The sequence below is a fragment of the Peribacillus glennii genome (assembly GCF_003429105.1).
Classification (GTDB): Bacteria; Bacillota; Bacilli; order Bacillales; family DSM-1321; genus Peribacillus; species Peribacillus glennii.
The window spans coordinates 162,347-188,189 of the sequence record NZ_QVTD01000008.1 but is presented as its reverse complement, the minus strand read 5'-3'; the positions used below and the strand labels follow the sequence as shown (position 1 = coordinate 188,189).

24 protein-coding genes and 3 pseudogenes are annotated in these 25,843 nt (G+C 39.6%); 6 read left to right on the top strand and 21 right to left on the bottom strand.

From position 1 onward, the window contains the following. Nucleotides 1-132: 132 nt before the first annotated feature. A complete protein-coding gene (locus D0466_RS13585) occupies nt 133-312 on the bottom strand; it encodes a tautomerase family protein (RefSeq protein WP_117323099.1) in 180 nt (59 codons plus the stop codon). A 534-nt stretch (nt 313-846) separates the two neighbouring features. Next, entirely contained in the window at nt 847-1,575 is a 729-nt protein-coding gene (locus D0466_RS13580) for a glycosyltransferase (RefSeq protein ID WP_117323098.1), read from the bottom strand. A 276-nt stretch (nt 1,576-1,851) separates the two neighbouring features. Here D0466_RS13580 and D0466_RS13575 point away from each other — a divergent pair, with 276 nt between their 5' ends. The 3 genes and pseudogenes from D0466_RS13575 to D0466_RS23760 all read left to right on the top strand — a co-directional run. Then, nucleotides 1,852-2,469 carry a polysaccharide deacetylase family protein gene (locus D0466_RS13575; protein ID WP_117323097.1) on the top strand — a complete coding sequence of 206 codons (618 nt, stop codon included), beginning with the start codon at nt 1,852-1,854 and terminating at the stop codon, nt 2,467-2,469. Between the two features lie 99 nt (nt 2,470-2,568). Beyond that, a complete protein-coding gene (locus D0466_RS13570) occupies nt 2,569-3,357 on the top strand; it encodes a HipA family kinase (RefSeq protein ID WP_117323096.1) in 789 nt (262 codons plus the stop codon). A 213-nt stretch (nt 3,358-3,570) separates the two neighbouring features. After that, nucleotides 3,571-3,817: pseudogene (locus tag D0466_RS23760) on the top strand (transposase); the annotation flags it as partial. A gap of 112 nt (nt 3,818-3,929) precedes the next feature. Here the strand turns inward: D0466_RS23760 and D0466_RS13565 are convergent. The 7 genes from D0466_RS13565 to D0466_RS13535 form a co-directional block, all read right to left on the bottom strand. Next, complete coding sequence (locus D0466_RS13565) at nt 3,930-5,123, bottom strand: thiolase family protein (RefSeq protein WP_117323095.1); 1,194 nt, start codon at nt 5,121-5,123, stop codon at nt 3,930-3,932. A 24-nt stretch (nt 5,124-5,147) separates the two neighbouring features. Then, nucleotides 5,148-6,260, bottom strand: coding sequence for a muconate cycloisomerase family protein (locus D0466_RS13560; protein WP_117323094.1), 1,113 nt, complete (start codon nt 6,258-6,260; stop codon nt 5,148-5,150). Between the two features lie 13 nt (nt 6,261-6,273). Further along, nucleotides 6,274-6,915 carry a 3-oxoacid CoA-transferase subunit B gene (locus D0466_RS13555; protein ID WP_117323093.1) on the bottom strand — a complete coding sequence of 214 codons (642 nt, stop codon included), beginning with the start codon at nt 6,913-6,915 and terminating at the stop codon, nt 6,274-6,276. Continuing rightward, the gene (locus D0466_RS13550; protein WP_117323092.1) at nt 6,912-7,598 is read right to left on the bottom strand and encodes a CoA transferase subunit A; all 687 of its coding nucleotides are present in this window, start codon (nt 7,596-7,598) and stop codon (nt 6,912-6,914) included. The genes D0466_RS13555 and D0466_RS13550 overlap by 4 nt, the downstream gene beginning before the upstream one ends. Before the next feature lie 21 nt (nt 7,599-7,619). After that, the gene (locus D0466_RS13545; protein WP_117323155.1) at nt 7,620-8,342 is read right to left on the bottom strand and encodes a carboxymuconolactone decarboxylase family protein; all 723 of its coding nucleotides are present in this window, start codon (nt 8,340-8,342) and stop codon (nt 7,620-7,622) included. Between the two features lie 42 nt (nt 8,343-8,384). Further along, nucleotides 8,385-9,224, bottom strand: coding sequence for an alpha/beta fold hydrolase (locus D0466_RS13540; RefSeq protein ID WP_117323091.1), 840 nt, complete (start codon nt 9,222-9,224; stop codon nt 8,385-8,387). 203 nt (nt 9,225-9,427) lie between these two features. After that, nucleotides 9,428-10,201, bottom strand: a complete 774-nt coding sequence (locus D0466_RS13535) for a dioxygenase family protein (RefSeq protein ID WP_117323090.1) — start codon at nt 10,199-10,201, stop codon at nt 9,428-9,430. Nucleotides 10,202-10,409: 208 nt separating this feature from the next. Here D0466_RS13535 and D0466_RS13530 point away from each other — a divergent pair, with 208 nt between their 5' ends. Next, the gene (locus D0466_RS13530) at nt 10,410-11,216 is read left to right on the top strand and encodes an IclR family transcriptional regulator (RefSeq protein ID WP_117323089.1); all 807 of its coding nucleotides are present in this window, start codon (nt 10,410-10,412) and stop codon (nt 11,214-11,216) included. A 191-nt stretch (nt 11,217-11,407) separates the two neighbouring features. Here D0466_RS13530 and D0466_RS23330 read toward each other — a convergent pair whose 3' ends face one another. The 10 genes and pseudogenes from D0466_RS23330 to D0466_RS13485 all read right to left on the bottom strand — a co-directional run bounded on the left by D0466_RS23330 (nt 11,408) and on the right by D0466_RS13485 (nt 22,105). Beyond that, the gene (locus D0466_RS23330) at nt 11,408-11,542 is read right to left on the bottom strand and encodes a hypothetical protein (protein WP_267897390.1); all 135 of its coding nucleotides are present in this window, start codon (nt 11,540-11,542) and stop codon (nt 11,408-11,410) included. Nucleotides 11,543-11,573: 31 nt separating this feature from the next. Then, on the bottom strand, nt 11,574-12,119 hold the full coding sequence (locus D0466_RS13525; RefSeq protein ID WP_117323088.1) for an FAD synthetase: 546 nt from the start codon (nt 12,117-12,119) through the stop codon (nt 11,574-11,576). A 147-nt stretch (nt 12,120-12,266) separates the two neighbouring features. Then, the gene (locus D0466_RS13520) at nt 12,267-13,814 is read right to left on the bottom strand and encodes a 4-hydroxyphenylacetate 3-hydroxylase family protein (protein ID WP_117323087.1); all 1,548 of its coding nucleotides are present in this window, start codon (nt 13,812-13,814) and stop codon (nt 12,267-12,269) included. 382 nt (nt 13,815-14,196) lie between these two features. Then, nucleotides 14,197-15,996, bottom strand: a complete 1,800-nt coding sequence (locus D0466_RS13515; protein ID WP_117323086.1) for a XylR N-terminal domain-containing protein — start codon at nt 15,994-15,996, stop codon at nt 14,197-14,199. A 41-nt stretch (nt 15,997-16,037) separates the two neighbouring features. Continuing rightward, nucleotides 16,038-16,499, bottom strand: a complete 462-nt coding sequence (locus tag D0466_RS13510) for a flavin reductase family protein (protein ID WP_117323085.1) — start codon at nt 16,497-16,499, stop codon at nt 16,038-16,040. Nucleotides 16,500-17,404: 905 nt separating this feature from the next. After that, a complete protein-coding gene (locus D0466_RS13505) occupies nt 17,405-18,379 on the bottom strand; it encodes an NAD(P)H-dependent flavin oxidoreductase (RefSeq protein WP_117323084.1) in 975 nt (324 codons plus the stop codon). A gap of 605 nt (nt 18,380-18,984) precedes the next feature. Then, nucleotides 18,985-19,122 (bottom strand): annotated as a pseudogene (locus D0466_RS13500) (transposase); the annotation flags it as partial. An 87-nt stretch (nt 19,123-19,209) separates the two neighbouring features. Further along, on the bottom strand, nt 19,210-19,476 hold the full coding sequence (locus tag D0466_RS13495) for a hypothetical protein (RefSeq protein WP_117323083.1): 267 nt from the start codon (nt 19,474-19,476) through the stop codon (nt 19,210-19,212). Between the two features lie 903 nt (nt 19,477-20,379). Continuing rightward, nucleotides 20,380-20,553, bottom strand: coding sequence for a hypothetical protein (locus D0466_RS13490; protein ID WP_233522651.1), 174 nt, complete (start codon nt 20,551-20,553; stop codon nt 20,380-20,382). Between the two features lie 139 nt (nt 20,554-20,692). Further along, nucleotides 20,693-22,105: a PQQ-dependent sugar dehydrogenase gene (locus D0466_RS13485; RefSeq protein WP_117323082.1), complete on the bottom strand. Its 1,413-nt coding sequence runs from the start codon at nt 22,103-22,105 to the stop codon at nt 20,693-20,695. A 256-nt stretch (nt 22,106-22,361) separates the two neighbouring features. Here D0466_RS13485 and D0466_RS13480 point away from each other — a divergent pair, with 256 nt between their 5' ends. Next, a complete protein-coding gene (locus D0466_RS13480; protein ID WP_233522650.1) occupies nt 22,362-22,967 on the top strand; it encodes a YybS family protein in 606 nt (201 codons plus the stop codon). Nucleotides 22,968-23,068: 101 nt separating this feature from the next. Beyond that, nucleotides 23,069-23,452 (top strand): VOC family protein, encoded by a 384-nt coding sequence (locus D0466_RS13475; protein WP_117323081.1) that lies wholly within the window; start codon nt 23,069-23,071, stop codon nt 23,450-23,452. 457 nt (nt 23,453-23,909) lie between these two features. On the opposite strand, the pseudogene D0466_RS13470 reads toward D0466_RS13475, so the two are convergent. Continuing rightward, nucleotides 23,910-24,837, bottom strand: a pseudogene (locus D0466_RS13470) (thiolase family protein). A gap of 216 nt (nt 24,838-25,053) precedes the next feature. After that, nucleotides 25,054-25,779, bottom strand: a complete 726-nt coding sequence (locus tag D0466_RS13465) for a beta-ketoacyl-ACP reductase (RefSeq protein ID WP_117323080.1) — start codon at nt 25,777-25,779, stop codon at nt 25,054-25,056. Nucleotides 25,780-25,843 lie beyond the last annotated feature (64 nt).

Here is a 25,843-nt window from a genome sequence, read left to right as displayed (position 1 = left end):
CACTTTTCCATCTTATTAATTGAATTATGTATTCAAGGGGAAAATCCTCCCGAAATCCAAAAAAAGATATTGGCGCGTGATAGAGGAATTATTTTTGCTCTGTATCCTGCTTGCCAAATCCTTCACGAAACTTTATGGAATGCAACTCCCGCTTGATGCCCAATTTCCCCCTTCATATTCATCAAATATAACCGTTACCCATTCTTTTTTTACGTTCAATGTTTTAACTGTTTCTAATGTGATTGCTTCAACAAACTGCTGTTTTTGTTCAACGGTTCTACCTTTTGCCAATTTCACAGTTATTACGGGCATAACTTATGCCCCTAATAATATACGTTGTGGTTTCCTCTAACATTATAATCCATTTGAGCATATGACCTTCCACTAAACGAGTCTCACGGAACCTGGTATTTTGACGTAAAGGGTTTGTTTGTTATTGCTACTTAATTCTTTCAGTAAAGTGCGGATTGTCAGGAGTAAGCTCCAAAAAAAAGTCCCAAAATCGGAATAGATTATTTATGGGCCGCCCCCTCTGGTTTTATGCCATCGGCTAGGTCGAACACGACTCCGGTTACAGTCCTTCTTTATTATAATTCATAACATAGCTAGCGGAATTGTTTGATGACAATTAAATCAATTAGTCCAGATAGAATAAATTTCCGGATGTATTGTCAGAAAATAATGTCTGTTTTTCAAATTAGTTAAGGGGATTTTTACATATTTATTTTGATAGGGTTATAAATTTGCTATACAAATAACAAATTCATCATTCTTGTCCCTTTTTACCAATCTGAGGCGTTACATCGAGAAATGGGGGAGCGGGCATTCTGTTTAAGGCTCTTTATTTTATGGGGAAACGATTCTTTTATAATCGGTAGTTGGTATTAGCTCGCTGCAATGTTTTATTATTTGATCAAATTCTTGTTTCCAAGTATGATGATTCGGATTATCCCTTCGTATATAGGCGAAATGGTTTTTGTCAGTGACATATAACTTAAACCCATGTCTCCTGCAATCCTCTGTAAAATGATCATCTTCATCACAGTTTAAGTCTAAAAATTTTACCTTCTGATAAACAGCTTTCCTAAAAACAAGAGTTCCACCTTTCAGATTCTGATCCTTCGGAAGATACATATTCTCATAACCAGGCATATGAACCGTGATCAGTTGTTTATCCTCAAAAAACATATAAGAAGATAATTTACCTACAACATCGGATTGAGTCTTGAGCAACGCATCCAAAGCCTCAGTAAGGAAACTTGGAGAATAATAGTCATCATCATCGAATTTTGCTATATAATCATACTTGGATTTTTCTATTCCCAAGTTCAGACAAGCCCCCAACGACGTGGTTTCTGGCAATTGATATACAGTGGTGTTTTCATATAATTGAGCTTTTGCTGACCATTCCCCAAGGTTCATTTCGTCATTGTTTAAAATGACGATCAATTCTTTATCCTTCCACTCCTGTGCTTGGTAATTTTCAAAGACATTGTCAATGAACTGTGGCCTTTTCGTGCATGTGATTATCGATACCATCACATTTCTCCTTTCATTCAAATTTAAAATCATCATAAAGTGTGAGATTTATTTTATTCCCCGTGCTCATCCGTGTTTTTTTACCAATGACATGGTTTTACATATATATAGCTTATGTATTGAAGGTAGAACCGGCCACTATGTTTCCCACTGTAATTCACCCTTTTTTTATGCAAGCAACAGTTATGTAGTTTTAGAAAAACAAACATATGACTATGTACATGTTGCATGGAAGTCGTGATAAATGCTGTTTCAAAAAAGAAATAACAAGCATAGGATAGATATTAATTTTGCAAAGACAGGGTGTTTATAATGGTAAACAGTAAACCTAAATTCGTCTCACTTACCTTTGATGATGGCCCCTCCCCATACACAAATCAGATTCTTGACATCTTGGGGACCTATAATATTAAAGCGACCTTTTTTGTTGTGGGTGAAGCAGTAAAAAACTATCCTGAAATCGTCAAACGGATAAATAGTCAAAACCATGTAATAGGAAACCATACGTGGAATCATCCTGTAATTACCGATATACCAGCAAAAGAGCTGTCTAGCCAGATCCAAAAAACCAGCTTGGTCATAAAAGATATAATCGGCGAAGAACCAATAATCTTTCGTGCGCCGTATGGAAAGATAGATGACCATTCCTTTAGGGTTATTCAGGATTCCGGGATGAAGTCGGTATTATGGACTGTGGATAGCTTGGACTGGTCTTTACCTGAAAAAAAGTTGATTGAAAGCCGTGTTCTAAAAAACACAATGACTGATAGCATCGTACTACTGCATGACGGTGATAAATTTGGAAGTGGCCCGAGAGATGCTACTGTTCACTCCATCCCTAATATAATTGAGAGTTTAATGCAATCAGGTTATTTTTTCCTAACAATTCCTGAATTTCATAAACAGTGTTTTACTATAGAAAAATGGTAATCAATTAAATTTATTTCAGGAAAGTAACAAATGTTTTCGCTCGAATATTACACAAAAAGATTAACGTTATTTAAGTCAAAAAATCTTTAAGGAGATCTCATGTCAAACGAAAATAAGCTTTCTCCCATAAAGTATATGAGGCCTGTAAATAAAAAAGGGCGCAGTGAGATTGCCCAATCACAGCCTCAAATAATATTTATGAATAACGGCAAAGAGTATTTGGTGAAATTTAAAAATAATCCACAAGGTAACAGAATGTTAATGTCTGAATATGTTGGTACCTTGCTGGCCCAGCATTTAGGTCTTCCGACTATTCCTTTTGAAATTGTTTATGTACCGAAGGAATTTATTACCGAAAACAAGCTGGATAGTTTTCAATTTAAACATGGCAACCAGTTTGCAAGTTTGTATATAGAGAATTGTTCAGGGTTATGGTTTCAACCAAATAAAGAACAAGTAATAAACCGAGAAATGCTGGCAGGCATTGTTGTATTTGACTTTTGGCTGAGAAATGAGGATAGAGATGCAAGCAATATTTTATTACAGCCTAGTCCAAAGCCTAATTTTTATATCCATATGATAGACCATGGAAATTGCTACCCACGCAAAAGCACATTATTGGAAATTATAAATAACCCTAAGAGGTTAAAACTTTCAGTTGTTCATAATTGGTGTATGTCTATGTTGGATGATAAAGAGGAACTAACATTTTATCTTAATAAAATCGTAAACTTCAATAATGATTTGGTTAGGGAATTAATATACTCGATACCAGATGATTGGGGAATTTCCGATGAAGTAAAAAAGGAATTTTACACGGATATAATAGAAGCGAAACAGGTTTTACCCAAAGTTGTTGAAATGATGAAAGGTCATGTAAACCCCTGATGAATTTCGTATTCTGTAAGTCAACATATCACCAAAATAGAACAACAGAAATTGAGGCTATACAGTTGCTTGCGAGTGAAATTATTACCCAGCAGGAATATGGGGAGGCAGTCCTGAAAAAACGAACAAGATGTTAAGGAACTTGTTAGGGAGAAGGAGGATGTAAGAAGTTTTGTGCGGATGGTTAAAATTGCCATTAAGGAGTGGTCATTTATGCAAAACGAAACAAACTTGCTGGCTAAAGAATTAGCAAAAGATTGTCGGACGGTGAAGACATTCGGGAAAAGTTGAAGGATCTGTTCCAAAGGTACCATTCAACTTGTATTTAAAGCTGAAATTGACATTCACTTGGGCTACAAGAAGCAATGAAGGTGACCATTCCGGAAATAGCCGAAATGGATATAGCCAAAAAATAGTTAAAACCAAGTTTGGAAATGCAGGGCTAAAAGTGTTTATGGACCCGTCTTATGCTGCCTTTAGCAACTATGCGGCCTGAAATAAAAAAACAAAAAGCAGAAGTCACAAATAACGTGTTAATCTTCTGCTCTGCGTTTTATGTAGATACATCTGTATTATACTTGGATATTTTCAATAATGGTCGCTATCCCCATTCCACCTGCGATGCATAAGGTAATAAGCCCGTATTTTTTTCCGGTCCTTTCAAGCTCATGTACCAGTTTTGTAAAAAGGATGGCACCTGTTGCACCAATAGGATGTCCCATAGCGATGGCTCCACCGTTAGGATTCACTTTATTTATATCCAGGTGTAGTTCATTGATACAAGCAATTGCTTGTGAAGCAAATGCTTCATTCAATTCTACAACATCCAGATCATTTATCTTTAAATTCGCTTGCTTCAATGCCTTCAAAGTTGCATTAACCGGCCCCATTCCCATCAACTCAGGTGAACAGCCGGCTGCAGCCTGGGCAACGATGCGTGCTTTTGGTTTGTATCCTCGTTTTAATGCTTCATCTTCCGACATGACCAGCAAGGCGGCAGCGCCGTCATTCCTTCCGCTCGCATTCCCGGCGGTCACCGTTCCTCCTTGTTTAAACACTGGTCTTAATGCTGATAATTTCTCCATGTTTGTTTCACGTGGATGTTCATCAACTTTGAATTCAACATTCCCTTTTCTGGACTTTAATGTATACGCTGTGATTTCTTTTTCAAAGTAACCCTTGGATGTGGCAGCTTTGGCTTTTTCCTGGCTTCTTAAGGCAAATTCATCCTGTTCCTCACGCGAAATCTTATATTTTTCTGCCACGTTTTCTGCCGTGGTTCCCATATTTAACTCCCCATAGATTTCCCTCGGCTGGGAACCTGGCTGGCTGGCCGTATTCGGATCCTTCAAAGACACATCTCCCGATTTCGTTCCGAAGCGCACAGCATTTACGTAATATGGAGCGGTGCTCATAGATTCCGCTCCCCCAGCAATAATGATATCGGAAATGCCAGCTTGAATTTGCTGGGCGGCAGAATTAACTGCCTGAACGCCTGAGCCGCATTGCCTGTGAATGGTATAGCCGGGAACGGTTTCCGGTATGCCCGCACGGAGCATGGAAACCCTCGCTAAGTTAGACGCATCAGCGCTTTGTTTTGCCTGGCCCAAAATCACTTCTTCCACTTCATTTGCGTTTAATCCAGTACGTTGAAGCAATTCACCGATGACATGGGATCCGAGATAATCGGCTGTTTCATTTCCCAGGCTGCCGCCAAGCTTGCCAATTGCTGTACGAACGGAATCGACAATTACCACGTTTTTCACTTTTATCTCTCCCTTATCCAAACATTATTCCCTTGTATAGTGCTTTAGTTTTTCTTTATCGACTTCCATGCCGAATCCAGGACCATCCGGGATGACGATCTCGAAGTTCTCGTATGTAATGTTATTCAATGTCAGGTTGTCTTTAAAAAGCAGCGGTCCGAATAACTCTGTTCCAAATTTCAGCTCTGGAAGTGTGGAATAAAGCTGGGCGCAAATTGCTGTCCCAAGGCTTGATTCAATCATTGTGCCTCCATACAATCCAAGCCCTGAGCCTTCAGCAATGGCAGCTACTTTTTTTGTCTGCGTCAGTCCGCCCGCTTTGCATACCTTCAATGCAATGGAATTTCCAGCCCGGTGTTTGGCAATTTGGAAAACATCCTGAACTGTATTCGCGGCTTCATCTGCCATAATGGGAACTCGAAAGCGGCTCGTAAGGCGTGCCATTCCTTCATGGTTCCATGTCGGCAGAGGCTGTTCTACCATCGAGATTCCGCCATCCTGCAAGGCAGCAATGCAGTAATTTGCCGTATCCTCATCCCATGCCTGATTCACATCTACCGTAATCCTTGCCTCGTTTCCAACTGCACTATTAATCTTTAAAACATGTTCAACATTTTTATTAGGGTCACCTTTTCCAATCTTCAACTTGAAAATGTTATGGCGTCTCTGACCAAGTAATTCTTTTGCTTCTTCAATGTCCTTTTCTGTATCTCCGCTTGCCAGCGTCCATGCGACTGGTAAGGAGGAGTGAATTTTCCCGCCAAACAACTCATACGCTGGAACCTCTTTGGCCCTCGCTGCCAAGTCAATAATGGCCGCTTCGATTAATGCTTTGGCAAAATAATTACCTCTTACATGTTTGCTAACCTCGTACATGATTTTGTCAAAGTGAACCGGCTCCTTGCCTATCACAATCGGAGTAATGTACCTGTCGATATTTACTTTTATCGCTTCCGGAGTCGATTCCCCATAAGAAGCCCCCCCAATCGTCGCTACCTCTGACCAGCCTTCACGCCCCTCGTCATCCTTTAAGCGGGCGACAACAATTGTTTGTGTGACAATGGTATGCATGGCAAGCTGATGCGGACGGACTGTTGGTAAATCTACTATAAAAACATCAACTGAATGGATTTTCATTATCAACTGCTCCCTACTCGATAAAATTGGCCTCTGTTTTCTCCCGTACCTCTTCAATGCTGGCCCCTGGCATAAGTTCAACCAGCTTTAGTTGTTTATCCTCAACCTTGAATACAGCTAATTCGGTAATGATCATATCGACGGATCGGGTTGAAGTGATCGGATAGGTACATTCTTTTAAAATCTTGCTTTGACCGTCCTTAGAAGTATGATTCATAGTCACTATCACCTTTTTGGCCCCCACCAGTAAATCCATCGCACCGCCGACACCCATAATGTTCTTTCCTGGAACGGCCCAATTGGCAATAATCCCCCTTTCATCTACCTGAAGGGCTCCCAATATGGCAACGTCCACATGCCCTCCGCGAATCATCGCAAACGAATCCGCACTATTGAAAAATGATGAACCGATTGCTTCGCCTACGGGCAACTTTCCAGCATTTACGAGATTGGGGTCAATTTTATCCTCTTCAACATCCATGACACCAAGCAGTCCGTTCTCTGTATGAAGATAGACCTGGTCATCATCCAGATATTCAGCGACAAGGGTCGGAATTCCAATTCCCAAATTAACGGTACAAGGCCCCTTAAGCTCCTTGGCAACACGCTTTGCAATAAGATGCTGTAATTCCTGTTTGCTTAATTGTGTACTCATCTCGCTACCACTCCTTCCTTTGTAAGGATTTGTTGAGCCAAAATGATGGAATCGATATAAAGGTGTGGAGTGACAATTTCTTCAGGGTCCAGCTGACCTGGTTCAACAATTTCATCAACCTCGACTATAACCGTTTTTGCGGCCGTTGCCATAAGCGGATTGAAATTGCGTGCTGTTTTATAGTAAACGAGATTCCCCAACCGGTCTGCTTTATGGGCACGGATCAACGCGACATCCCCACGTATTGCTTTTTCAAATAGATAGGTCACACCATCTATATCACGTTCTTCCTTTCCATTTGCCAGATTGGTTCCCACTCCAGTGGTGGTGTAATAACCACCCAGTCCAGCGCCGCCTGCCCGCAGTGATTCTGCCAAGGTTCCTTGCGGGAGCAATTCTAGCTGAATTTCACCTTTTTGGTATTTGTCACCAACATCCCGATTGCTTGTAAAATAGGAACCGATCCCTTTTTTGATTTTATTTTGATTGAGCAGGATTCCCAGTCCCTTACCTGATTCACCCAAATTATTGCTAACAATGGTAAGTTCCTTAACATCCTTTTTGGTAAGGCCGTCAATCAGTGTTAGCGGGGCGCCAATCAGGCCAAAGCCCCCAACTAAGATGGTTTGGCCTGATTTCACGCATAATAACGCATCTTCAACTTGTTGTTTAATTTTAGACATACCTTTCCCTCCATTCGAAGATTATTGCCCAGCCTGTTTTAATGAGTCACTAAGCTCAAACCAAGAAGGAATTCCTGCTGTTAAAATGCAGATATAGCCAATGTCTGCCAAATCTGCTTCTGTTGCTCCAGCCTGTCTCGCCTTTTCAATCCATTCAACCGCTTCTTCCCCCCTTAGCTGTGCTATATAGTTACCCACCATGCTAAGGTGTTTCAGTCTCGTTGATACGTTGCCGTCAGAAAGGAGCTTTTTTTCAATCTTGGCAGGATCATTCGTCTGGATCACTTCCAAAGCGTCCTTCACAAAGCTGCTATCTTCATCGCCCATCCAATCGATCATGATGTTCAGCACCTCATTGATTGTCTGTGGCTCCGTTGCGGGTTGCTGTACGGCCGTGCCTTTAAGTTCAAGGGCGTATGAAAGGGCCTGAAGCGATACTTTAAGGGAAGAGATTCCCCCGTACAAATAGGACATCAGAAAATACTCAGCGAGCTCTGGAATCGTTGAGCCAAAATCAATAGCCCCCTTGGTATGGTAGAGCATGCTGCGTGGATAGAGTCTCGCAGCGTTCATCACGGCAATGAGGACGTCTTTTTCTTTTCTGGAGAGAGTACCATCCTGCATGATTTCACTGCGAATTCCCGTATAATGATCCAATACGCCTGGACTATAATCATGCATTTTCTGTACCCAGCCTGGCACTTCATCATAAACTTCTTTAAAATAAGCCAATCCCTTACTCACTTCCATCATCCACCTTTCTTGTTGTCTGCATTTGTAACTCTATTAATTTTCAATTTCACTTAAAAACGTTTCGATATATTGATTAATATCGTCTCTATTCTCGAATACCATGGTGTAATGATTGCAGTCTGACACAACGGTTTTCAGATGCTTTGTATATTCCTGTGTTTCTTCATAATCACTTAAATTAAACAGAGGCGGCATTGCCCCGATATTTCCTTTGGCATAAACAAGCAGAACAGGACATTCAATCCGTGAGCTGATTTCTTGAGGATTGTATGTATAAAAGCTGTTAAAATCTGCAAGTATTCTTTCCTCATTAGATTTATTTTCCCAGTGGCCACCGACAGGCCCCACCTCATATTCGACTGTTTGCTGGAGCGTTTCATTCCAAACAATGCCTAAATTATGATAAATGCTTTTAATCTCAGCCACGTAGTGCTCCCTGGATTCATATTCCTTGCTGAGACGTCCGAGTGAAGGCTGGACAATGGCCCGCTGGTTATCAGACATTTTGGCAGCACCATCGAGTAATATCACTGCTTTAACAGAAGCTAATTTACTAGCGATAATAGCGGAGATAAAAGCACCCATTGAATGCCCCAACAAAATCGGATTTTCAATTTGAAGTTCCTTTATCAAAGCAATGATATCCTCAGCATGTTTGAATATCGAAGTTTCCCTATCTGTTTCCGCACTATTGCCTCGCCCTCTTAGGTCGACCGCAATAATACGGTAGTCCCCTTTAAACTTCTCCGCGTAATAATGCATATTTTTATGTGTACCTGTTAATCCATGAATAGCAATGATAGTGCCTTTTGTTCCGTAATAATCTGCGATTTGAATATCATTACCATTAACTCTCAACTTACAGAGTTCCATTTACAATAACACCCCGCTTTAGTTAATGACTAACCCAACCATTTGTACGTAAAACTTACCTTGTTACTTTATTCGTATACTACGTTACAATAAAATTAATCTATTAAAATGAGATATTTCACATAATAAATCGTCAACCAGTTTTTAATGGCTGAAAACAAAGACCATCGGGATATTTCCCGACGGTCCTAGTATATTATTTTTTATAAAGGGCGAAGGACGAAATCCAGTGAAGCTTCTTTGTGGTCACCAACTTGATGGAGCTTGGTTAATAACGAAGAACGGACACCCTTCGCTACATCAGTTTCCAGCCACTGATCCCCTTCAAAGAACACTTGGGTAATCAGTGTTTCATACCCCTCCTGGATAAACATCATATGAATATGAGCCGGGCGGTACGCGTGGTAACCTGCCGCACGGACGAACTCGCCTGTCGGCCCATTCGTCGGAATCTGATAAGGAATCGGAACGATGGAATGGACCTCAAAATCCCCATTCTCATCTGTATAAAAATGGCCTCTAAGGTTAAATGCAGGTGCAGGGGAGTCGAAATTTGAATACAATCCGTCATTATCATCCTGCCACCATTCAACCTTTGTATTGGCTAATGGCTTTCCATCCACTGAGGTAACATTGCCCCGAAAAATTAGCTTATCTCCCGCTTCATCCGGACGCTGCGGAATTACAAATGGTTTTTGTTCCAATAACTGGGTTCCTTCCACAAAGTATGGCCCAAGCAGTGATGGCTGAGTTCCAGGCGCATCCTTGTACTTGGATTCCAGTACATGGGTTTCAACGAACACATCTAAAAACAGGGGAACCTCACCGCTTCGACCAAGACGGTCTGCCCATTTCACGAAATTCGAGTACTCTTCATGGTTAAGCTGCTGTTCATCCAAAAAGTTTTTCAAGTGTTTGACAAAGCTTTCGTACACTTCCAATACACGTTGATTCTTTACTTGAGTTTCTACCATCATCAATTCCTCCTATTTTTTACTAGTTTAAAATAGTTGCTGAGGCACAATAAGCTTATGTAATCGCATACATTTTAACGAATAGTTAGGGTTAGCGATTAAGGCCTCATTCTGTTTATGTGATTGCAAGATCCCTTAAGATGTTGTACGATATACGTACAATATTATAGTATTCGTACACAACTTTATTTTATCATAGGGGGTTCTAATTTTGTCAATAAAAAATTCCGACATTTTCGAACAGTCTGGTGATTATATTCAATCCCTTGACCGCGGACTCAAAGTGATTCAGGCTTTTTCACAGGAAACACCTTCGCTCACTATAAGTGAAGCAGCTAAGATTACCGGGCTTAGCAGACCGACTGCAAGAAGAATACTGCTCACACTCGAATACTTGGGCTTCGTAGAATCAAACAATGGCCGTTTCTCACTGGCAGCTCGCGCTCTTACGTTGGGCTATGCATATATCTCCTCCAAAAACATATGGAACATTGCCCAACCGATCATGAGGGAATTTGTCGCAAAAACGGGTGAATCCTGCTCTATTTCGATACTGGATGGTACCGATATTTTATATGTCGCTCGTGTTCATACAAAAAGGATCATGACGATCAATCTCGAAGTCGGATCCCGCCTGCCCGCCTATGCCACATCAATGGGCCATGTATTGCTGGCGTTTTTACCAAAGGACGAACTTGAAGATTATTTAAACAAAGTAAGCTTCAAACAATTTACAAACAATACCATCACCGATAAAGAACAATTAAAAAAGGTGTTAGCAACCGTTCAGGAAAATGGGTGGGGCGGTGTTGACCAGCAATTCGAGGAAGGACTCCGTTCCATCGCTGTACCAATCCAAAATGGAGAAGGAAATGTAATAGCTGCGATTAACTGTTCCGCCCACGCCGGTCGTATTAGTGAAAACACGGTCCGGGAAGAATTTCTGCCACTCTTATTTGAAACTGCAGAAAAAATCAGCCGGACTATTACCGCTGCTTATAACTCAGCGCAGTATTAGTAATAGGGCTTAAATCCTTTGTTACTAATGTATCTTGTCATAGGAAAAGAAAGATTGTTTTCTTATGGCAAGACGAGCTAGAGAATTAATCCAGAAGGGAGTATCACTTCGGCGTATTTTTCCGCACTAAACCGGTCTTTTTAGAGAAAATACATGTCCGACTACTGCATAGTTATCATCGGCTAACCGGCTTACAGCAGAGAGTCCTCATGTCTGATTTTCCATTTTTCATATACTTCAGCTTTGAAAGGGTACTGAATGATACTTCCAATGAGCAGCTTGTAGATTTCTCTCTCACTTAATGTCGCAGGGTCTATGGAAAACATGTAATCCCCCTTTTGTATATCCCCTAAGTTCCTAATCGATTTTCTGCAACCTGTTTCTTCCAAGCAGCTCATGTGCAAGCTGTTGTTGCTGATTTCCGAGCAATTTCCTAATGCGGGTGGAGGAAATGATTTCCCCCTTGGAACACTTCACAACCGGAAATGTATAGGTGTTAAACTGTTCTGAAAGATCTTTTATCGAACCTGTCTTTCCTTTCCCGAACTGAAAGTCTGGGCCTATCCATATCTCATGTGGTGCTAAACTCTTCAACTCTTCAATAAATTCCGCTGCACTTTTTGAAAGAAAGTAAGTGTCAAAATTAGCTATGACTGTATAATCCACCCCCAGTTTCCGGAGGAAAACCAGCTTTTCTTGAACAGTAGTCAACAACATTTGCTTTTGGAAATACACTCGGGGCGGTGGATCAAATGTATAGACGACAGACGGGACAGCTAGTTCACGAGCACGATTCACAGTTTTGACTATCAATGACTGGTGCCCAAGGTGAATGCCATCAAAAGCACCGATAGTTAGGACGGAGTGTTTAAGCGACAATATACCATTTCTGATTACTTTCATGGTGAGTCCTCCAGCTAATGTGAATTTTCATAAGGGAATTTGCAAATCCCGTAACACATTCGACTTTAATAACTGTGAATTTAGAGTACAGGGCCATTTTTTAAGAACGAATGACCCTGCATTTTGTGTGGTGCAGTGAGAATCTATTTATTTAGAAAAATAGCTGATATCATCTGGATTGATCCATGTATCATTTGTCCACCCGTTCAGGTCATAGTCGCTCAGGCATTCTTCCACGAATTTCTCAAACTCTTCTGCTTGCCCATTCTGATTCGCTACGATAAGGTTTTCAAGACGAATGTTTTCATGATTTCCTGAATAATTCCGTTCATACAGTTCATGCCTGCCGCCGTATTCCGTACCTACAACATCCCACAGCAGCTTGATAAGCTTGATCTTGTCCACTGACTCAACACCATTGGACCCCCTGTACAGCTTATCAAGAAAAGGACGAAGCTCCGGATTTTTAAAGTCGAGTGAGCTGGAAGGCTGGACAATCAAACTGCCTGCCACCACGTTTTCAATGATTTCTTTCACCTTTGGCCAGCCCTCTGACATAAAGACCCTATAGGCTAATCCATAATTTAAATTTGGCAGGACTGTTCCATTTCTTCCCTCGTTAGGGTTAAGTGCCATAGCATCACTTAAAGCCCAAAACATATTCTTCCATGCCAAAACTTCTCCTACGTTAACCTGTACTCCCCGGAATTGATCTGTCCCATTCACCTTTACAGCTTTTAAAAGTAGACCTGACACAAAATCCAGCTTGACGGCCAATCTTGTTACTCCATGGAATGTAAAGCGATTTAGGAAACCAGTTTCAGCAAAGAAATTATTGATTTTCTCGACGTCTTTATAAATCAAGATATTTTCCCATGGAATCAAAGCTTCATCAAAGATAAGAACAGCATCATTTTCATCGAACCTGCTGCTTAAAGGGTAGTCGAACGGACTGCCCATTACGGCCGCGTTCATTTCATACGAAGCTCGGCTAACAAGCTTTACGCCTGGAGTATTCATTGGGGCTATAAAGCAAAGGGCAAATTCCTCTTTCTTGATTGGAGCTGCACCATAGTGGGCGACAAAGTTGTAATTCGTGAGGGCCGATCCGGTGGCAACCATCTTGGCACCACTTACAATTACTCCTTCCTCGGTTTCCCCTACAGCCCTAATAAAAATATCTGACACGGCTTCCAATGGTTTATGTCGGTCTACCGGCGGGTTGATGATCGCATGGTTGAAAAACCAATTGTTTTCCTGAGCTTCCTTATACCATCTTCTTGCATTATCTTGATATGGCGCATAGTAATCAGGATCTGCGCCGAGCGTAGCCAGGAAGGCGGCTTTATAATCTGGTGATCTGCCCATTTGCCCATATGTTAATTTGGCCCATTGTGCAATCGCATTACGGGATTTCAACAAATCCTCGGCACTTTGATCAAATTGGAAGAACTTTTGGGTATAACCTCCATTTCCTGTATCAGTTTGTACCGTTAGAATATCCTTCGTTTTTTCATCATGCAAAGCGTCATAAAGCCTTGCAATGGAACGTGCAGAATTCCGGAAAGCCGGATGAGTGGTAACGTCTTCCACCTTCTCGCCATGAATCCAAACCTCTCGGCCGTCCCTCAGGCTTTCCAAATATTCTTGTCCAGTTAATGGCCGTTTTGTTAATACTTTTTGATCAACTTTCATTTTCTAGCCTCCTTGAATGTTTTTGAAGCGCTTTCATTTCATATTTTTATTATGAATAGTTTTTTAAATTTTTTGAACTGCAAAAATATACTGACAAATATCGTTCTATTTTATGTTTTTGCGGTATTACTCCTCCGCGTCAATTGGGCTTTATGAATCCCGGATGTTAGACTCTTTAGTAATGAGTCGTATGGAATCACTATAAGAAACAGCCTATTGTTTACAGATTGGTTTAAGCAGATATCCTTAAAAATTTGTATGGATCATTAAAAAAAGACCACTAAAGAAGCAATGGAAGCCGCTTCATTTCATGATCTTTACAAAACGGTATAAACATAGCAGTAAAAAACATCCAAACTCTTGTTTTAAAATGATTAGAAGTTTAGGTTGTCAAAGCTGGTCTATTGTTAATGATTTGCATCGCGAAATAAATGCGAATAGCCAACTGGTATTTAAAACGTCCAGTTCCCGTTTTTAAGTCAGCCTTGCAAAAAGATTCTATCTTTTCTATCCGGTAACGCAAACCCGCAATGGAAAGATGCAGGTCATCTGCAGTTTGCTGAAGATTCCCGTTATGATCCAAATAAGACTTCAATGTAATAACTAAATTCCCTTGGTTTGTATCGTCATATTCAACCAATTTACCGATGGTTTCTTTACAAAAATCAATCAATTCCTCCTGATCGATCCCTTTAAGGAACATAATGACAGGTTCCAATTCTTCGTAATAAGAAGCCCTGCTGTCAGTGGGATAGGCAAGCTGTATAAAATCACATATGCGGCATGCGTCTTTATAGCTTTTTGCTAAATCTTTGAGATTTTTTGCTATGCGCCCGACACTAATATAGGTTTTTATATGTTTGAATTCTTCCTGAATAACTTTCTGGAGTTTCGATGTAAAGGTTTCTATCTCAATTTCTTTCTCTGTTAATAGAAGAACGATATATTGATCTTTTATGAAAGCGTCAATATCTGGATAAATTAAACCTATGTATTGAAGAATATCTTTCTTATTATCAAAAGGTTCTATCTTCAATGTGAGGATGCGGTTTGGTTCCCGGGGATCAAAGTCAAATACAGGCATATGTCGTTGAAGAGTGTTTTCATCAATTTTGTTATTTAATAATTCATCAAAGAAATCCTCCCGTTTTCTCCATATAGATTGCGTGATTTTCCTCTGGTGATACAATTGAACAGTACATACAGTAACTGATCTTTTAATAATCATTTGTTCCCTTTTACTAAGTGGTTTATCACCTATGACAACCATTCTTCCTAGGTTCACATCATGAGTCCGGATGGGGAATGTATCAATGTATGTATCTAACGCTTCATACCGGCCCTCACTTTTGATCCATCTCTCATACGTTTCCATATCTATAGTGGACTTGAAACAGCTATCCATCTGCTTATGAAAAGAATCTATAACAATACTTTTTTGAACAATATTTGATATTAATCCAACCGTTTCTGACACATTTTTATCTTCAAGCAGCATATCTGTCAATTCGTTTTGAACCCGCTCGGACTCTATTATGTTCTCGTTGAGTTCTCTAACTTCCTTATACACCCGATCTAATTCTGATAGTAATGTTTCAGACTTGTAATAACGTAAGTCCTGCTTATGCCGTTCATTACATGGATCATAGGTTTTGGCTACAAAGTAACAATGATCGTCTCCCTTTCCTTGACACGATTCTTCATATACAAGCACTTCTTGTCCAGAAACCTTGGTTAAATAGCCGCTGGCATATCCGATCAGAATCCAGCATACAGGATCGCTGCTGTGGCCAAAATGATTGATATGTTCAACTGCTTCAAATGAATTCCTCCATATCCCGGTAAAATGAAGAGCGTCCTCATTTAGCTCTAGTATATCAGGTTCCACTGTAACGATTCCCTCTAAAGTATGAAGATATGGACCAGCTAAAAATAATTCCTTTTGCGAATCCCATTCATACATTTCTTCTAAAGTCTGCCCATCCTTGTATCCGCATGCCCATCCATAACGCATGAGAAAACCTTTAGCTCTCTCCATGCTCAGGGTATTCACCAAATCTCTCCGTAGAATGCCCAGTGCCTCTACAGACACCAGGGCCATTCTTCTATCACTAAACTTTATTACTCCAGTACGGGGATTAGTATCTATTAAACTATCAAATTGTAACTTATGAGCTTTCATTTTTTCTGCTCCCCTCACTATTTCATAATTTCAATTCGGAATCATTTTGGTAAAACGTCCGAAAATTTGCCGCAATAGTAGGCAAGCGGGCGACCGTGATTATACGTAAAATCACTCACTTTACCCACATATAGAACATGATCCCCACCATCATACTCGGCCCATGGTTCACATTCCACATAAGCAAGGGTATCCTTCAACCGGGTCGAAAGATTACCTTTTTCAAATTGAAAAGTAGGTTCATCAAGCGGGCGGCCAGCAAAATGCATAGCGATATCCTCCTGATCCTCCTTTAAGATATTCACAGTGAAATTATTATTTTTTAACTGTTGAAGCGCTTTCGCTTTTCTGTCTATAGAAACTAAAACGAGCGGTGGATCAAGTGAAACAGAAGTAAAAGAATTTGCGGTTATGCCATGAGTTCCATCTTCCGTATCACATGTTATAACAGTTACACCCGTAGCGAAATGACCCATACAGTTTCTCAATTCTCTTGAATCCATAATTTTCTCTCCTTTAACAAATTGTTAACGCTTACACAAATAATAGCAAAATATGCTTTTGGCACGAAACAGTAAAAAAGTATGGTTATATACAAATTTACCATGTAAATAGTATAAATAGTTATAAGAAATAAATCTCTTTTAATTTGTTAAGGAAGATGCGTATATAGACATAGAAAAACCCAGAATAAGGGACTTTTTTATAAATGTCCATTATTCTGGGTATCGTTCATCTTTTGAATACAGTGGCTTTATTACATTTATTTCGCTTTAAAAGTTTTTTAATTAATTCATCCCAAAGGCCAAGATCTCATAACTATTTTTAAGAATGAACCCATAATTACTTTTATGGTCGATCACTGGAACATATCTCAGGTAATTTCATCATCAGCTGATTCCGCAAGTTTCATTCCCTGCTTTAATTCTTTAATCATTTGAGCAAGGTCTTTTACTGTAGATTCAAGATATGTCTAAAGTGTAGTATAAACTCTGATAAAGCAGGTGCTTATATGCCTTCGTTTTTTGGTGGATTCGGTTATCCAGTGATGGGTTTTGGATACTCGCCATTTATGTATGGTGGATATGGTTACGGGTATTATCCTCATTTTCATCATTGGCATGGCCACTGGCATCATTGATGGTAATGTTAGATTAAAGAAGTAAGCAATATACTGAGGATGGGAAGGGCCCTGTCCTCTATACAATCTGTTTAATGGAAGTTTGGGTTAACTACGAACATGAAGTAAGTAAGGCGCACGCTTTTAATAACTAAGAGAATTGATGAAATTTATGAATGGTTATTTTGACTAACGAACATATTTAGAAAAAAAGCCGCGTAAATAAAACCATTGTGCGGCTAATCTCGAATAAGGCCATAAAATGTTAATTTGAGAAGATTTTTCAGATCAGATTGTTCTAACTATATTTCGGCTGATTAGACTATCTCTGGCATCAATATATTCATTATGAAGCTTCTCTACAAATTCTGCTGCACCAGTAACCTGTTTTATAGCACCAATGCCTTGACCGCTTCCCCAAATATCCTTCCATGGCTTGACGGCCTTTTCTCCAAAATTCATCTGAGAGGGATCACTTTCAGGAAGATTGTCAGGATCCAATCCTGCTGCTCTGATTGACGGTTTCAGATAATTTCCATGTACACCAGTGAAAAGACTGCTATAAACAATATCATCAGACGTAGAGTCAACGATTGATTGCTTATACTCTTCAGAAGCACGGGCTTCATGCGTTGCAATGAACGGCGAACCGATATATGCAAAATCTGCCCCCATCGCTTGGGCGGCCAGGATTGCACCTCCCGTAGCAATTGATCCGGACAAAGCGAGCGGACCGTCAAACCACTCACGGATTTCCTGAACCAATGCAAACGGGCTCTTTGTTCCTGCATGACCGCCAGCTCCTGCCGCAACGGCAATTAAGCCATCTGCACCTTTGTCGATTGCCTTGTGCGCGAAAGAGTTATTGATTATATCGTGCAGAACAATTCCTCCGTAGCTATGTGCTGCCTCAAATATCTCCTCGCGGGCACCCAAGGACGAAATGATAATGGGAACTTTGTATTTAACACACAACTCCATGTCGGATTCCAACCGTTCATTTGACTTGTGGACAATTTGATTAATAGCAAATGGTGCCGCTGGACGATCTGGATTCTTTGCATTATAAGTTGCGAGCTCCTCAGTGATTTCTGCCAACCATTCATCAAGTAAGGATGCGGGTCTAGCATTCAGTGACGGGATTGATCCAACGATTCCTGCCTTACATTGTTCTATCACTAGTTTAGGGTTACTAATAATAAATAACGGTGAGCCAATTACAGGGATACGCAAATTCTGAAGTATTGACGGAATTTTTGACATTTGTTTTCCTCCATTCAATTTATATCCATTTATAGGCATAATTTTTCCCTTATATTATTTATAAAGAGCATGTCCTCAGAATCTTAGTAATTGCAGTCTGCAGAAAGTGTAAAATCACTCATTTAAATTGGTTAATTATATGCTTATTTTTTGAACCTTTTACCATCAGCAGTACCTTTTTAATATCATACATGTACTTTAATCCGAACGTTTGACACCTTACCGATTCCTATAGCCTCACTCCCTACCGCTTTCTTAAAGCAGGAACTCACTTAATTTACTCTGTGTAAAGCTTTCCATAGAAGAAAGTAATACAGATATCGTATTTTTTCATAAATTTTCCGCTATTGTTGGTTTTTAATTTTCCGATTAATATGAATATAACATGTTGGTGATGATTTATATACAAGTGATTAAAAGGAAGCCCTAAGGAACTTTGAATATAATCGATTTTTATTAATACCTTCGATTTTTTATTATGAACTATTTCAACCTGCCATGTTAGCTTAATTAAAAATTACAAGATTACTAAAATTGCTCCTACTATAAAATGCCGCCAACCATTCGTTTTTTCTTTATATATTAACTACTGATTGTTCTTTCATTAAAAATATATCCTGCACCCCTCTGTGATTTAAGTCATTACAGACTCCCAGCCAGAAACTCGCACTTTCATTTTCTCCTATCCAAATTCCTAAAATCTCTTTGTGTCCGGACATATTGATCCCTAAAACACTGTAGGCAAGAACGAAGAAGTAAGATAGCAATCAAAAAAGGAATCAGCCATTAAACTGATTCCTTTTTGAGATTTGACCATTGGTTGGATTACATCAGGCTCTTCCTGCTTGCGCCCTTTCTGTCGTTGCATAATCTGGGAATGCCGGGTCCGACAAAGACTCTAATAACTTCGATTGGTTATTATTTCCTTTTAATTTCGTATTGGACGGTGATGGGATTTGGCTCTTAATCTTTTCGATGATTTCGGGAGAGGCAATACTTTTCAGTTGATTTACGGCTTTAGTGCGAGAGTCCTTATTCCACAAAAGGTAAGCGGCTCCACCGATTGCTATTGTCCCAACAATCTTATTTAAAATCATAGTGTCTCATCCTCCTTGTCTTTATTTTTATACCCTTTGACCCTGCTGTTAAACGAGATCATTGTAGAGCATATCTATAGCTGATGATGCATTACTGTAAGATCGGGGCTGCTATTAGGCAATTCTTTAATGTAACCGGGATGACATTATCGTGAAGTGTACAACAAACATTCTAGCATCGGTGAACCTAACCTCTACTGAGAGATTGATGAACCTCCGTAATCTTAGTCCATTATTGGTTGATCAACTGGGGCTTATTAACCTTTAATTTCAACCTTTCCTATATCCTCGAATTTAATTTTTATCATGTAACAATCTTTATCCTGCTGTTCTAAGTAAATCATTTTATGTATTGGATTTAACCTGTAAACTAATCCTTGATAATACCATTCAAACCCACCTTCCTAAGTTATAATCTTTACGGGAAATGTGAATTGCATTGCAAGGCATATTTTGTTTTCAAACTCTTCAATTTGGTACTCATAGATAAACTCCCTTGGGTAGACACTTCACGAAGATACCGAAGTTTTTCAAGAAATAACAAATAATTCCCTCCTCAATAATTTCATTGTTAAATGAAATTATTGAGGAGGGAATACAGTTTTTTAGATGAAATGTTTATTTCCGTTTAAGAATTAGTTTACTGCTTAAGATGAAATACTCCTTTTTACCTAAAAGTTGTGACCAAAGTTCTGTTGTATACAATGCGTAGTTTACGCTCCTAGGAAATCAAAAGCATAGTTACCGACATGCAAGATAACTTCTTTGGGAAGTGTCTGGTTTTTGATCATTACCGTTCGGAATTTTGTGTATTTCTTCACTTGCTTAGCATTTTTGTTCAACTAACATACCCCGTTAGCCATCCATAATAAAAAGCCAACCTATTGGCGGACTTTCTTTATTTTACGATATAACGCTGAAATACTTATTTGCGTTAATCTCAGAAATCCCCTTAACCGTATTGCCACCGGTGGCATATAGCTCAAGTTCATGAGCCATACCGGCGTGTTTATCGGTATATTTCTTTGTTCTTCCTTTATACTTACCAGCTAACTTCGCCAACTCCACGGCCGTCATTCGCCCAGCTTTCCCACTCCTTGTACATCGATTGAAACAACTGTTTCTGTTCATCTGAGGTAAGGGATTTTACTTATTCAAGTAACGGTCAGGTTGTTCAATAACAATATCAGTTGAAGTCGAATTTTATAGGTATGTATTATGGAACAATTTCAAAAACAGTACCTTTGTTAAAATCTGTCACTGTCATAGAGCCATAAACCCCTAAAAATAGTCTGGTTTGATCCAGATTCGTTCCCAAATTAACATAATAAGCTGATTCAGACCCAAAATTATAATCGGTTTCAATAACACTAAAGTCATTTAGTTTACAATCTGTTCTTACCCTGGTATAAGCTAAAACCCCTCTACCCGGGGATTGAGATTCTTTCCGGGCAAGATCGGTAAACACAACGCTTCCGGTTAAATTAGGGATTCCATTCCCCACATAGGCTTGCACTCCTGTAAGTGCAGTTCCTCCAAACTTATCGGGTCGGGAATCTTTATGAAAATAACTGGTTAAAGGCTGAAGCCGCCTCACCGAAGTTTTTACTGCTTCATCATAATAAGCAATTGTTTTCTCATCCAAAGTCGGATTTGCAGAGCAGCCCCTGATTATCAAAGTAGGAAAAGCTCCTTCCCAACCCCTCCAGCCAAAGTTAATAAATCCTTCTTGGTGAGGTTCAGATTCCATTAACGAAGCTTGAATAAGCTGAGTTACCGGTACTGGTTTATAATGAACGAATGAAAAAATCGATTCTACCAAATCCTGTCCGACATTGCCCACATTCTTGATATATTGATTATAAAACCTTTGAAATGAAATGCCCGGTATATTTCGAACCCCTTTGGCAATCACCGTAAGTGTTTCCTGAATAGGTACGGGAAGTTCATTAAACCGTGTGACTACGGGTGGATTCTGGATAAATGTATTCTTTTCTACATCAATTTCAATTATTTTACCGGCGATTTCCATATCATTCTGGCTTAAATTGAATGGATCATAGGCTGATCCACCATCCCCAGTGGTCAAAACAAGTTTTCCTGTTTCGGGTGAAAAGTTTAAGCAATTGACACCATTATGATTAAAAAATGGTCTTCTTACGTTTAGTAATGTCCGTCGTTTTTGAGGTTGGCCATTCGATGGCATAATCCATTCTTCCATAGTATCAATATGATCATATTGAATTTCTCTATTTGCCCACCTTAGGTTTAAAGTTCTTGGATCACACGGGTTAGGTGAAAAAGATTCAGGAAGAGCACCTGGACCTTGTGTTCCAGCTAGTGAATAATGAAGATAAAACAGACCGTTATAATAAAATTCGGGATGAAACGCCAGCCCTAGTAATCCCCGTTCATCATATCCACCGCCAGAAGCACCTAATTTTACCATTCGCGGGCGAATATCTAAAAAAGTCCGTATAACTCCATCTCTTATGTAAAAAATCTCTCCTACCTGGGTTGCAATAAATAATGTTTCTTTTGAGTCACCCGGAAGTATAGCTGTTTTCAAAACAGTCGGTAAATTTATCTTACTTACAATGGGCAGTAAACTTACCTTAACTTTTATCAATAAACTTTACACTCCTTCTTAGTTTGCTTTTATAAGAATATGATTAGAACTGTTTTATTAATACCAAATTAGGGCCGAAGAATCTAACAAGGAATTGACCATTATTCGCATCAGCGTCAGAGGAAGAGGGGCGGTCAATAAAACTACTATGATTTCAAAATCAGTTATCTATAGGTAAGTTGGATAAACATACAGTGATTTTATATAAAACAGTGAATAGCATAAGGGTAGTTATTATTTGTTGGAGGCGGGATTCATGAAGAGGGTAAAAAGTAAAGCCGTACAGTATTGGCGGTACACTTTCTTAAGAATCAAACACGATCGTATGGAATTGTCACCTACCACAAAACTAATACTTACCGCGGTATTAAGCTCGTTTGCAGCCATATTCCAGTCAGCAGGGGGATATGTGCCCGGCATCGGTTTTTTTGTAAGTGCCATGACGACTTTACCAATATTTTTCGCAGCGATTGTATCCGTCAGGCACGGATTCCTTTCCTATTTTGTTACGATCCTCCTTTTATTGTTTATCCAGCCTAGCGAACTAATTATTTTTTCCTTCACAACGGGTATTCTAGGATTGGTACTTGGTGTTTCCTTCTATAAGCCTAAAACAAGATTTTTGGTTGTTTTCTTGGCGGGAGCTACCTTATTTATAGGAATCATAGCGATCCTTTTTATTTTCCGCTTTCCTGTGTTAGGATCAGGTGTTAGTACGTCTTTTCATTTTCGGCCTTTATTGCTCGTAGCGATATTCAGTATACTATATGCATGGATGGCAGCAGAAGCTTGTTCGTTTGCTCTGAAACGGTTGGCTCATATCCTGCCCGATAAAAACTTGCTGAAAGGATGGATAGAGTAGCTTTATAAAATCAGAACAGGACTTCTGACGAATGTGGGTTGTTTTAGTTGTAGCCAGATCGTTAGCAGTTACCATACGCAAATATCAAAGGAGGCAAAAGTATGAAAATTATTGTTACCAGTATATTCGTACAAGATCAAGACAAGGCACTGGAGTTTTATTCAGAAACGCTGGGGTTTGTAAAAAAGGAGGACGTTCCCGTCGGAGAATTTAGGTGGATAACGCTTGTTTCTCCCAATGATCAAGACGGTACCGAGCTTTTACTCGAACCGAATGACCATCCTGCCGCTAAAGAGTATCAAAAGAAGATATTTGCCGATGGCATCCCAGCAACAATGTTTGGCGTTGCAGATATTCGTAAAGAGTACAAACGATTATTGGAAAACGGCGTGAAGTTTACTATGGAGCCAACAAAAATGGGCGAAGTCACAATAGCTGTCTTTGACGATACATGCGGCAACCTTATTCAGATAGTGCAGAAGTAACTTTATGTCGAAATAGAAATAACCTGGTTCTAAACGACTTTTTTGTTATGTTTTTATGTTCGGAAAAGGGGTTTTTATCAACAATTAAGCAACCTTATATAACCCTGTCCTAATTTTAGGATGGGGTTATACATTGTTAAGGTTTTAAAATAAATGACATTGTTGTTATTGTCGTGTTTAAAATAAATCAGTTGGAGAAAATCAGTTGTTTTTCTCCAACTGATAATATATTTTTGGATTTGTTTAGTTTCTCAAAATAACCATTTGAAATAGAAAGTGTCATCATATATAAAACAAAAGTAACCCAGCCTAGACCAACAAAGTTAGTACTATGAGGAATTTTTTCTCGTTCTTATATGCCCCCTTCTATTCCAAAGGAAAGTGATAATAACTAAACAGCAGTTAATTTTCCCCATTTGTCTTCTCTTCATTTTTTTCTAAAAAAACAAATTAATTTTCATGAAACTTCTACAATTGCAGCGATTCCTTGGCCACCACCTATGCATAGGGAGGCAACCCCGTACTTTTTGTTGCGTCGATTCATTTCTAGAATCGGTAAAATCCTTATACCGCTTGCCCTCACAGGATTACCAAGTCCAATGGCACCCCCATTGACATTGGTAATAGAGCAATCAAGTCCCAGTACTTTTTCAACAGCAAGATATTGACAGCGAACGCTTCCATTCCGAATAAATCGATATCCCCAATCGTCATGTTTGCTCTCTTTAAAGCCATTTGAATGGCTGGACCTGGACCGATCCCCATAATGCTCGGGTCACCCCCAAGGACAATAGCACCTGCTCCATCATTAATACCACTTGCATTTCCTGCGGTAACGGTTCCATCTTCTTTAAAGGCCGGGCGCAGTTTCGCATGCTTCATATAGTGGAGTTCTCTCGAATATGTTCATCCTGATCCACGGTAAGAATCCCTTTCTTGTTTGAACTTCAACGGAGACTATTTCATCGGCAATCTTCCACTTCTTCTCGCTTCCGCAGCCCGAAGTTGGCTATCTAAGGCAAACTCATCCTGTTCTTCTCGAGAAATCCCGTATTGAACAGCTAGGTTTTCAGTTGCTACTCCCATGCCAGCCCCTATATAATTATCTGTTAATGCTGACGATAACGTATCGTCCAGGTCAGGAGTACTCATTCCAAATCGACTGCCTCTTAATGCGAATGGCGCCCTACTCATGTTTTCGGCCCCAATGCAAGCCCTGTTTCTGCTTCACCAAGTTTGATGGATTGTCCTACAGACACCACCGATTGAAGGCGTGATCCACATAACCTATTGACCGTTAAAGCAGGGCTTGTTATTGGTACACCAGATTTTAATGCGATATGTCTAGCATTATAGGGTGCGTTTATAGCCGAATGGATTACCATCCCCGTAACTATTAAGTCATTTTCTCTTGTTTCAATATGGCTTCAATTTAGGGCCTCTATACACCGAGTTGGGTGGAATCAATATCTTTTAACCCTCCGCCGAATGCACCAAATGGAGTTCTCGCTCCTTCAAGAATAAATACCTCGTTCATGCTAAATCCTCCTTTTGGACACCTAAAAAGCATCTTTCATTCTTAAAAGCTATAAAGCTGCCATTTATATAGACAATCCCCCGTCTACGGGAATCACAGCTCCATTGATATAGCTGGAATCATCGCTTGCCAAAAATAAATATGTATTGGCGATATCTCTTGGTGTTCCAAGCCGTTGAAGGGATACTTTCTCTTTCATTCTTTGAAGAACATTTTCAGGCATTTTTTCTGTCATTGAAGTCATGATAAAACCTGGAGCAACAGCATTTACATTAATCCCTTTTCGACCAAGTTCTTTTGCCCAAGTTTGAGTCATTGCAATCACTGCTGCTTTCGTTGCAGCATAATTCGTTTGACCAAAATTCCCCATTCTTCCTACTATACTACTAGTATTGATAATTCTGCCATACCCTTCTTTAATCATATGGGGTACAACTGATTGGGTACAATGAAAAACACCAGTTTGATTAATAGATATAACTTGATCCCATTCTACCTGTGTCATTTTTACTAGAGTGGAGTCCATCGTAATTCCAGCATTATTAATCAAAATATCGATTTTACCAAATTGTTGAATTACCTCACTAACCATCCTGTCCACTTGGTCTCGTTTAGAAACATCGACACAAAATCCAAGTCCGTTTATCTCTTTTGCTGTATCTTCTGCTAGATTTTTATGATAATCAGCTATAACAACATGAGCGCCTTCGCTGGCAAATAACAAACTAGTTTCCTTTCCAAGTCCACCTGCACCACCAGTAATAATGGCAACTTTCCCTTCGAGTTTCATATAATCCCCCCCCTTTCTAACATCTTCCAATTTAAGCCACTTATAATTCTATAATGAACAGATT